8 protein-coding genes are annotated in these 10,925 nt (G+C 40.9%); all 8 read left to right on the top strand.

The features are described from left to right. Positions 1 to 496: 496 nt before the first annotated feature. The 8 genes from A6D97_RS02135 to A6D97_RS02100 all read left to right on the top strand — a co-directional run bounded on the left by A6D97_RS02135 (position 497) and on the right by A6D97_RS02100 (position 10,798). Complete coding sequence (locus tag A6D97_RS02135) at positions 497 to 1,009, top strand: hypothetical protein (protein ID WP_065583733.1); 513 nt, start codon at positions 497 to 499, stop codon at positions 1,007 to 1,009. Positions 1,010 to 1,079: 70 nt separating this feature from the next. Further along, positions 1,080 to 1,595 (top strand): hypothetical protein, encoded by a 516-nt coding sequence (locus tag A6D97_RS02130; protein WP_065583732.1) that lies wholly within the window; start codon positions 1,080 to 1,082, stop codon positions 1,593 to 1,595. A 293-nt stretch (positions 1,596 to 1,888) separates the two neighbouring features. Continuing rightward, positions 1,889 to 4,345 carry a TcfC E-set like domain-containing protein gene (locus A6D97_RS02125; protein WP_240492683.1) on the top strand — a complete coding sequence of 819 codons (2,457 nt, stop codon included), beginning with the start codon at positions 1,889 to 1,891 and terminating at the stop codon, positions 4,343 to 4,345. A gap of 10 nt (positions 4,346 to 4,355) precedes the next feature. Further along, entirely contained in the window at positions 4,356 to 5,078 is a 723-nt protein-coding gene (locus tag A6D97_RS02120) for a hypothetical protein (protein WP_065583730.1), read from the top strand. Beyond that, on the top strand, positions 5,078 to 6,109 hold the full coding sequence (locus tag A6D97_RS02115; RefSeq protein WP_065583729.1) for a hypothetical protein: 1,032 nt from the start codon (positions 5,078 to 5,080) through the stop codon (positions 6,107 to 6,109). Before A6D97_RS02120 ends, A6D97_RS02115 begins: the two co-directional genes overlap by 1 nt. A 1-nt stretch (position 6,110) precedes the next feature. Beyond that, positions 6,111 to 6,908, top strand: a complete 798-nt coding sequence (locus A6D97_RS02110) for an outer membrane beta-barrel protein (protein ID WP_065583728.1) — start codon at positions 6,111 to 6,113, stop codon at positions 6,906 to 6,908. Between the two features lie 394 nt (positions 6,909 to 7,302). Further along, positions 7,303 to 8,022 (top strand): hypothetical protein, encoded by a 720-nt coding sequence (locus A6D97_RS02105; protein WP_065583727.1) that lies wholly within the window; start codon positions 7,303 to 7,305, stop codon positions 8,020 to 8,022. A gap of 202 nt (positions 8,023 to 8,224) precedes the next feature. After that, positions 8,225 to 10,798, top strand: coding sequence for a DUF1566 domain-containing protein (locus A6D97_RS02100; RefSeq protein WP_065583726.1), 2,574 nt, complete (start codon positions 8,225 to 8,227; stop codon positions 10,796 to 10,798). Positions 10,799 to 10,925: the final 127 nt, after the last annotated feature.

Genomic DNA, 10,925 nt, shown 5'->3' with positions numbered 1-10,925 from the left:
ACGCTTACCTTTCGCAAGTCCTTGCAGGGCAAGGGGCTTCGTAATCTTGCCCTGAGGTCGAGCTTAGACAATGTCGGGTCGGCCTCAAGCAGTAACTCAAGCATCTCCTGCTGTGTTAAACCTCGCTCCTTTCTGGCTTGTTCTAAGAAGTGTGCAAACGTGAGTGGCATTCTTTGTCCTCGATAATCTCTATTATGGTAAGTATTGTTCGATTGCTTATGTAATTCAATCTTCTTTTATTAGAATTTAAACTATAGCTTATCGGGCAGGTTTTTATTATAGATGTAGATAAAACGAAGGTAGGTATTACTAGCTTTACTGTTGATGGTTTTATCGAATCGGCATTTTCGGCAAATGGAATTTTCAAATGCCCAATATTTCTTTTCCAGTGTTCCGCATAATTTATTTCGTCCTGTCACCGATGAGCGTTAACAAATTTAAACGCAGGAGCGGGATTACTAATTTATGAAATATTTAATCTTTAAAGGAAAGTAAAATGTTTAACTTCAAAAAAAGCGCACTAGCATCAGTTCTTCTTATGGGTATGGCAGTAAGTGCAGGTGCTAACGCATCTTCAAATGCTACTGTTGTATGGAGTGGCACTGTTCCAGTAACTAACGCATCAGATGCACTTATCATCACTGGCCTAGGAGGTGATACAACAGCGCTTAACGGTACTATCACTCCAAGCACAGACGGTGTGTTTGAATCAGATACTATCGTACTTGAGTCTCACTTAAATGATGGTGATGCTGTTACTCCTGTTGTTGGTGCATTAGCTTCAGCTAACTGGACTCTAGTTGATGCATCAGTAGCTTTTGACGGTGTGGCAAACCCATCTCAAGCTGTTGAGATTAATGTAAATGGTGCACCAGTAGCCGTTGGTGATGTTGTTTCTGGTGAAGAAACTATTTCAACTAAAGTTAAGCAGACTGCTGTATTACCTGAATCTGAAGTAGGTGGAACTACTGTTCAAGCATCAGTAACGGTTATGGCTGACCTTGTTTAATTTGTAGAAAATTCCCGATTCAAAGGCTCGTAGTAATTACGAGCCTTATTTCTCTACGATGGTAGTCAATATGAAAAAAGTTTTAATACTATTGGCTTTCATGAGTATGAATGCCAACGCCGATTTCAAAGTGCTTTACATTACTACGAGCCTCGATGTAGGCAAACTTTATACAAATTCAATTAATTCTGTTGAATTTATTCCGGCAGTTCTGGAGTTGACGTCAAATCAAGACAAAACAAAATTTGATGATGTTAATACCACATTAAGAATTGAAACAGATATACCTTTTGAGTCTTCGGATATTCCTTATATTTCAACGTTAACAAAAAATACGTCAATTTGTACGGACTACTCTGGAGTGAGCAATGTTCAGGATGATTTCGTTACATTAACGATTGACGGGATAAGTTTGTCAGAGGGTGAATCCGTCTCTTTTTCAAATTTCAATTTAAATGATGGCGACAATAAGTATAGTGAGCATGACATTATATTAAGTTTTCAGTCATTTAAAGATATCATCACAGCGGGCCAAGCGGAGAGGTGTAATGGTGAGATAGAGTTCAATATAGAGGTAGATATATAATGTTCAGGTTCAAACTCATAACAATGGCAATTTTAGTGTTATTGCCTGTGTATTCGTATTCAAGTTATAGTCAAAATGTTCTTGAAGGTTTTGAAGAACTGTTTGAATTGAAAGAGTCAACAGTCCGTATACGTAACTTAGATGGTTCCCTTACTTCACCGATCCCATTTTTAACGTCGTTTAACACGTTAAAATTAGACTCGAATAATAAAAAAGCGATCGCACAGGTATCTGACTATTTAAATGATAATACAGTGTCGGCTGAGTACCAGCAGAAGATCATAGATCAATTAATGGTTGGCATACAAGATCAGTCTGAGTGTTTAGGTAAGCTCGATGAGTGTGAGTTGTACCCAGAAACGTTTGAGATCGTTCATAACTATAACGATCAAGAAGTCTATCTTTTTGTATCTCCACAGGTGTTGTCATACTCGAATCTCGATAAAGAACTGGTATACCACTCGTCTCTGAGTCAACACAATGGGTTAATCAATTCATTTGATCTGTACGTGAGTGAATATCAAGATCAAGACTCAATCGTTTCTTTAAATAATGAAACGACACTGGGGCTACCTTACGGATACCTCAAAACTGATTTCAATGCCAACAACAGTGATAACGGTTCTGAATTGTATGAAGCGGCATATCATTTAGATATCGATTCTTACTCAATAAAAGCGGGTCATTTTGAATTTGAGCCAGAGGTTAACTCAACTGACTTCCTGAATAACACCGCTCGAGTTGCTCAAAACTCGCTCACGGTAGGTACCTCTAAAAAGTTGCTCGTAGGCGGACATAATAACGACAAAGTATTGAGCTTTTATGCGCCAACAAGTGGCGGTGTACAAGTTCTTCGTGATGGTCGATTGATTTTTCAAGATAACGTACCAGAAGGGCAGAACTCAATTCCTTACAGCAAGTTACCATCTGGTCGCTATGAAGCTGTACTTGAGGTGACAAGTGGTGGGCAAGTTGTTAATACCCAGACTTATCAAGTATATAACACCAAAGGTGACTCTCTGACTCAGGGGGAAGTGGATTTCGTTGCCACTGCGGGTATGTTTTCAGGAAGCCATTACGACTACACGGAACATGGCATTAAAAATATTGAAGACGATGTTTATGGCAAGGCATTAGCTAACTACCAACTCACCCGTTCGTTGCAAGTAGGCTTGGGCGGCTTGGTCACGGACAGTGGCACTATGTACACCGTTGGTGGTGCATACAATCTGATTGATTGGGATTTGAGTACTGAAGCTGTGTACAGCCAATTCGAAGACGCATCTCACTTTAATGCTAATATCGGTATCCCTTATTTAAGTCTATCTTATGAGTCTCTCGATAATGAACTTGGTGATCCAGTTGCTTCTTATATGTACGGATATGCCGATTATTCACGTCTATCGTTGAATTCTTCGTACAGCTTCCGCGGTGGACAATCTATGTATGCGGTTTACTCGCTTAATAACGACAAGCAGTTAGACAATTTAGGTAACTCGGATGAACAGGAACAGCAGTTTATTTCCGTTGGTTACAGCACGCCCACAGTTTTAGATTCTCGAGTTAATATTAACGTCGATTACTCTGAGGCGACGGACGACATATCAGTTAATTTGTTATGGAGTGTCCCGTTGTCAGACACAGTAGAAACTATCGTGGGCCTGACGAGTGATAGTGATGACATTAATCAATTTAAAACAACAGTAAGACGAAATCAGTTAATTGACTCAGACTCCTTTAATACGTCGCTTGAGGTGAGTAACACCTACGATCGACAACAGGATGATATGTATCAAGATGCGTTATTGGCGACCAGTGGCACGACTAAATACGCTCGAATGAATGCCTCCGCCCATACGTCCACCAATGGCACGAGTGGTATCAATGCTGGCTTGTCTAGCACTCAAATCGTGACGACAGACGGCGTTTATATTACCGATAAAGCGGCAACGTCTTATACGCTTGTCGATATTCATCAGTCGCAGAATACAGAGCAGACGTTTGATGAAAAAGGTTACTTCTCTCTTAAAAAAGAAGGGCGAAACAACAGTAAGTTCATCGTATATAACGATGAAACCGTTGTGCCTTTGGAAGACTATAGTCAATATCGTGCGAAATTTGATTCAGAGAGCGTTGATCTTTACAACTCTGGTGATAGTAACGTAACCGTGTTTACACACCCAGGTACGGTTGCTTCTATTGAGCCAAGAGTTAGTCGCGTCGTTTCGTTTGTTAGCGCCTTTAATGACATATCAGAACAGCCGATTACAGAAGTGAAGTGTCATGGAGAAGGTTGTATTGAAGTCAATGAAATGGCCGACGGTGTTTATCGAGTAACCGTATTGGAAGGCATGAACTTTGAATTGTCAGCGAAAGAAAGCCAGTGCTTATTGCCTTATGAGTTTACTTCAACAAATCAGATGAACTTTGGTCAAAACTATTGTTTGCCAATAGCTCAAGACAAGCAGATAGACTTGATTGATGCAGACGAACGGCTACAAGCGATGTATTTAGGTGCATACGAAAGCTCGGCTGATCTGACTAAAGCACTTAAAAAGCTCGAGTCGCACGGTTATCGAATTATTCAGAAAGAAGTGGGTTCGTTTAAGGCAATTTATATAGCGCATGAATCTATAAACATGGCGGAAACAATAGCGCTTCATAAAAGAGATATCGATCAGTTAAAACTGTTGGCAAAGCGACTTTATCGCACCAACGCCATTACATACCCAGTCGCACAAGTTAATTAAGGAGTGGGAAATGAAATCCAATAAAGTTCTACTAAATTTAGTATCACTCACCGCTATATTGTTATCTATAAGTGTACAAGCTTTTACGGTAGATAAAATGGTTATTGTCTCTGATGATAAAGGGAACGGTATCGTTACGTTAACCAACGACGAGTCTCACCCAATTTTTATCCAAGCAAAGGTGGATGAAATAAATATTATTGATGGAGAACAGGTAGAAAAAAAACAATATACAAGAGACAACTTAAACGATTGGAAGGTGTCATTAACGCACCAGAAGGTAGTTTTGAACCCTGGTGAAGAGAAAGACATTGGCATACGTAGTTTATGCCACAACGCTGCATGCGATAATTCAAAAGATTTGATGTTTATGCTGTCTTTTTCTCCAAGTAAATACAGACCTGATGAAGTAGTGAGTGGTGTGGAAATTAATTACGGATTCGCACCTGTTTATATTATTCCTACAACACAACCGAATTATTCTTACGAATTAACCAACAACGGTGATAGCCTTAGAGTCGAAAATAAAAGTAATACCATGCTCAATTTTTTTGTAGATGCATGTGTTGCTGAAAACAAAGCCCAATGCAAACAAAAATTTACGGTTGTATCGGGAAGGAATAAGACGTTCCCTTTAACCGAAACTATGCGAAATAACGAGTTGACCATTACCGTGACATCTCACGACAGAAGCTATTCAAAGAAAGAAATGGTGACGAGAGGTAAAATATAATGCCTAGACCTATCCTATATATTGTAGCGTTTATTGCATTAATGACGACAAGCATGGCTCAAGCTGCGTTTGAAGTTCGCGCGGAAGTGAAGGCTGGTGGTGTTCGTTGGGACAATGTGACACGTTACAATGGCAAAATGCTGCCAAGTACGTGGGAAACTCCTCCTATGTTGCAGGCTTCAGAAGCTTGGGCGGCCGCGACATTTTCGGGTACACCTCCAACAGAGATGACTTTAATTGGGGGAAATGGGAATACTTCACCGTCAATATCGATCGATATATCGGGCGTTCAATACAATACTACTGGAATTGAATTTGCCCAGTCAGCGAATACGGTAGGTGGTGGGTGCTCATTTGATGAAGTGTCACTACCGATTGTGACTGTTGAAGGTCCAAACTGTGTTTCGTCTGTTCGATTAATTAATAAACAAAAATCGAGCCCATTTATTTTCCTGAGACCTATTTTCGATATTAACGAAAGTGAAATAGTGTCGGCATTAAGTGGGCTACCAGAGGGGCAATATTCAGCTTCAGTGCCGGTAAATATTCGTTACTACTATGAAAATGACGGCATTATGACTTATCGCAACATCAATGAAGTGATGTTGTTTTCATTTGATTATCAGCCTGTTCAACTCGACAGTGTTTTTGTAAGTGGAGATGGTGTCATGACGCCAGTCTACGACACAATTGGCAAAAGAATAACATCGACAACGTCATTTGATATTACAGCGAACGGCTATTTTAATGACGGAATTGTTTTAACAATGCCCTTACAGTCATACGAATTGGTTAATTCAAGTAACCCTGGTGTGGTTATTCCTTACAGCATTCATTGCGATCAGTGCAGCTCTGGTAACTTAGTTGATGAAGGACAATTAATGTATCAAACAACGGCTATTTCAGAAGGAGCTGGAGTGCAAACAAGTATTAACTTTACTTTAGACTTTGATTACGATATTGAGGGCAGTTCTGCTGTTTCCGGAGATTATTTTGATGAAGTAACGATCATGTTGGAGCCTGGTATTTAAGATGAAAAAAATGAACTTAATGTCATCGATTATCGCTGTGTTCTTATCCATAAGTGTATCAGCAGAGGAGCTGCCTATCCAGATGAGTGGTGGCATGACGTTTTCTGCATTTGATGACAACATGGGACAGACTGAAGCACTTGGTTATAAGGCGGCGGTTGGATATAACATTAGTGAAAACGTACTATTTGAACTTGGCTATGCTGATTATTCTGCTTTTTCTGATTCGGAAATAGATAGTTTACGTGCGGTAATGGTTGAAACCGACTTATTGCTACCCGTCAGTGAATTTGCCTCCTTGTATGCAGGAGTCGGGGGCGCGCTTTCTAGTGACGACACCAATTTTACGGCATCGCTTGGTCTTAAATACCAATTGAGTAAAAATTGGAGCGCCGACCTTGGTTACCAAGGCGTCTTTGATTTAGCTCGTCAACAAGACGATCTATACGCATTTAATGCACTGTTGGTTTATCGTTTTTCAAGCAATGAAGCCGCAGAAGGCCTTTCAGATATTAACCCAAGGCCCAATGTTGACCAGCTTGTTGAAGAGTCGACCCAAGTATCAAGGCCGAAAACCCAATTGGCGTCTATTGTCCCAATTAAGAAGGCGCCATCGTGTCAGCAGCGTTTAGTTGAATACCGAGTGGTTCCTGGCGACTATTTGCTCCGAATTGCAAGAGCATTTGATAGCTCACTTGATGAATTAGTCGAAGCAAATCCAAATCTTAATAATCGTGATTTGAATTTGATTTACCCTGAAGAGAAAATACTTTACCCGAAAGTTAGCTGTTTAGATTAAATTGCCTTCCTTGAAACAGAAACACTGCCAATTTTTTGGCAGTGTTTCTTTGTTTGTAGCAGAGAGTATCTCGCCAATGTAAATGATATCTACACTTGTTTAGCTATCTCGCATCTTGCGTTTTTGAAATTCAAGAGTGCCCAATACCTTCAAACCTGAACGCGCGATACTGTTCACCAATCGAGCTACTCACCTTTATCGTTTGGGCTCGTAAATATGAAAACTAATACCTCAATTATATGCATGAGGGTCAAATATAAGAGAGCGGAGTAATGATCGGACCAAATATTTTAAACATGTATGTACTCATTCTTTTCGCGCTTGGTGTTATATACGCGCTGAGCAAAATAGACGAGTAGTATCCTAAAATTTATTATTTTTAGTAGAGAGAAATATGAAAATTAAATATAATCTATTAACAGTATTCGCAATTTGTTCAGCAATGACTTCTACTGCTGCCAATGCTTTTAATGTCGACAAGATGATTGTCGTCGCGGATAAAAAGGGCAATGGTGTCGTGACACTTATTAATGATGAGTCTCACCCGATTTTTGTTAATGGAAAAGTACAAGAAATTCAGTTTATTGATGGCGACAAAATCGTTCGTAATAGTTATACAAGAAACAATCTAGATGATTGGAAAATATCTCTTACGCACCCAAGATTAGTTTTAAGACCTGGTGAAGAGAAAGACGTGGGTGTTCGTAGCTTATGTCACAACACGTCTTGCGATAACAGCAAAGATTTGATGTTTATGCTGCCATTTACTCCTAGTCGTTATAAAGAAGAGGGAGAGAAAATTCACGGTGTCGAGATAAACTATGGTTTTTCACCGGTTTATATTCTGCCTACGACAAAGCCAAGTTTTGATTATAAGATTTACAATCAGGGCGAGAATTTACGCATCGATAATAATAGTAATACGCTAATTGATGTTTATGTTAACTCATGTACAACAGAAAAAAATACGCAATGCAAACAAAAGTTCACTGTTGTATCTGGTCGGGATAAAACGTTTTCTCTTGCGGAATATACGCAAAGTGAACAACTTAATGTAACCGTAACATCTTACGATAAAAAATACTCTAAAGAGATGCAACTGCCTATTCAGTAATAGGAACGCTGAAAATAGACATAATTATAGGCCTTCAATGATTAATGCTAATCAAGGACGATCAGCATTCATTACCCATGTTCAGTGCTAATTTTAGCCTACATGGCATCACTGTTATCAGCAAAGTGTAAATGCCCAATACAACATTAAATACAAATCATAAAATCAATTTTGAAATCAATAAAAAGTAAAGAGAAGTAATATGAACCTTTTAAGCAATAAGCCAGGAGGAAGCATTCCCCTGGGTTTTGTCGTCGCTACTACGCTTACCCTTTTTGGGTGTGGTGGAGAGGGCAGTGAAGGAAGCTCAGCAAGTGTTTCCCCTAATACTCAAAGCGCGACGCTTTCCGCTCAAAATGCTACCTACTCGACTGGCTATGCTGAATCGTTCGAGGTTGACCTGTCGTCAAAGGTATTTTCATCAACGGGTGGTGGCTTTGCGCTGAGTGAAGTCGAGGTCTTGTCTAATGATGATAGCTGCCAAGTAGAAAGTATGACGGAAACAGGGTTTGTAATTCAGGCCTTTGATACCAAGGTGTGTGACTATCGATATCATGTGACTCCTAAAACATTGTCGCCAATGAGCCGTATGGCTGAAGCGCCAATGAGTGATAGTAGTAGCTCAGAAGGTTCGAGTTCTGCGGTTACGCGCATTGCGGTAAGTAGTAATCCTAGCTCAACCGAACTGGTTCCAGTAAGTGCAACAACACTGATTAATGAAGATGTGAGTGTTTTACTGAAGGACGAATTGGAGAAAGTCGGCTTTACGTTAGGTGACGAGTTTGTATTAACGGAGCTTACACTACCGTACGGTCGCTCGAGCTCAGTTCAAATAAATAGTACAGATGACCAGACTATGGATTATACCCCGCCGTCAGGTTTTACCGGCATTGACCGTGTTCTTTATACGTTAGAAGACTCGGTTAATGGCCTTGTGCTGATGGGGGTTTTAGATGTTGCGGTGGGCTACGAAGCTAACCAAGGTTTTACGATTGACGATAATATTGTATATCCAGTTGTTGTCAACGTATTGACCGATGAAGAAATCGACATCAGCGGCTTTGTTTCCTCGGACGATAGTGATGATTATCAATTGGTGTATGTTGAATCGTTTAACGCAAAAGCGGTACCTAAAGATCCACTGGACACTCAGAATAAAACGATCGTCTTTCAAGCGTCACAACCAGGTTACCACTATATTAGTTTTGCGGTTAGTGATCATAATGGAGTGTATGACATGGGTTTGATTCGTGTTGAAGTGACCGATCCTAATCAGTCATCAAAATGGGACGACATTTCTCATTTGTTGGATCTCTATATTGGACCACCCACCGCACTTGATGCAGCCGGGCAAGGCTCGCCTTATGATATAAAACTGAACGATGATGGCTACAGCCCAGCGATTGATATGGCTGGTTTTCGTTATCCGTCGGCCGTAGCATACTGCGACACCATCGGTGGTTCAGTGCCGACGTTTGATCAACTTAAGCTGATGGCCACTGATACCGATGTTCAGGCGTTACATAACTGGCCTGTTAAAGCGCAATACCTCGCTTATGATGACGGAGCAGATCTGGTTAAGTGGGTGGATCTTAAAGATGGCAGCACCCTTACAGGCGATGTCGATCCAACATCGGCTTATTATGTGACATGTGTTAAGCAAGGTTTAATTACTGTATTGCCTACCTCAAGCACGGAAGTTGTCGCGGATGGAGTTGATGTTGGTTCTGTATTTGTTGAGTTAAAACTCGGTCAAGAAGTAAGACCAGATACCCTTGTGACGGCTTCTGTCTCTAGCCCAAATGTGACATTGGACAGCGATAACGTTACCACAGACAGCTATGGTATTGCCGAGTTTCGCTTAACCAGTTTAAAAGCGGAAACCGTCACATTAACCCTTGATGTGGGTGGCATTACTCAAGACTATGAAGTTAAGTTTATTGGTGATGAAAAGACGGCTGCAGTGTCATCAGAAGCAACGATTGACACGGTACCTTATACGTCAGTGGAAGGTGGCCAGGTTACTGCGACCTTGACCGATCAAAATAGCAACCCAGTAGAAGGTTACTCAGTCATTTCAGTGGTAAGTACAGAACAGCACCCAGACACCGCAGAAATGGTTACTCCTATCCTTGAAGCGGAAACGACTCAAACCGATGAATCAGGTGAGCAAAAAGTGCGGGTAAAGTGGGATACAAACTATCAAACCCCAACAACGACCATGACCTTTGATGTGGCGTCATCTTACACCACAACAACCAATACACAGACTAATGCGATTAGCCAAGTTACCTTTCATGCCTTATTGTGTGGTGGCCAAGTTGGGGATGATGATCAACAAAACGCCGCGGGTGCCTGTGTTAAAATTGCGGAAAGCGATGGAAAGTTGTTTACCGGTACTCCAAGTGAGAGCTTTTTAAACGCTGTTGGCTATAGTAATTACAACGGTAGTCATGTTGAAATTATCCCTGATGATGGTCCTTCAGGATCGTTTGCAATGTTTAGTGTTACTGAAGCACATAGCCTTTGTGAACATTATAATACACTTGAGCTTAACGGGAGAGATGATTGGGCTTTAGCAAATCTAGATGAGTTGACGAGTCTTTTTGATAACTTTGATCACATGTACACCGCGAAGGGTTGGGCGACCGGCAGCTACTACTGGTCGTCGACGGCTAGTGGTTCCAACTACTACCGCAAGAACCTCCGCTCTGGCGTCGTCAGCAGCAGCAACCCATCCACTGCGTTCTACGTTTCGTGCGTATCAGGTTCTTAGGGTTCAACGTTCAGAGTTTGCGGCCCGCAGGGCCGTTTTTTCTTTTTATAGAGGGTAGCGGTTTATTTTCTAAACTCAGTAAGGATTAATATGGATATTGAAACAAAACTCAAGCTTAGTCAGCAAC

The sequence above is a fragment of the Vibrio sp. ZF57 genome, assembly GCF_001691235.1.
Taxonomy (GTDB): domain Bacteria; phylum Pseudomonadota; class Gammaproteobacteria; order Enterobacterales; family Vibrionaceae; genus Vibrio; species Vibrio crassostreae_C.
Note: the sequence above shows the minus strand (reverse complement) of the source record. Positions and strands in the feature narration are given on the sequence as shown.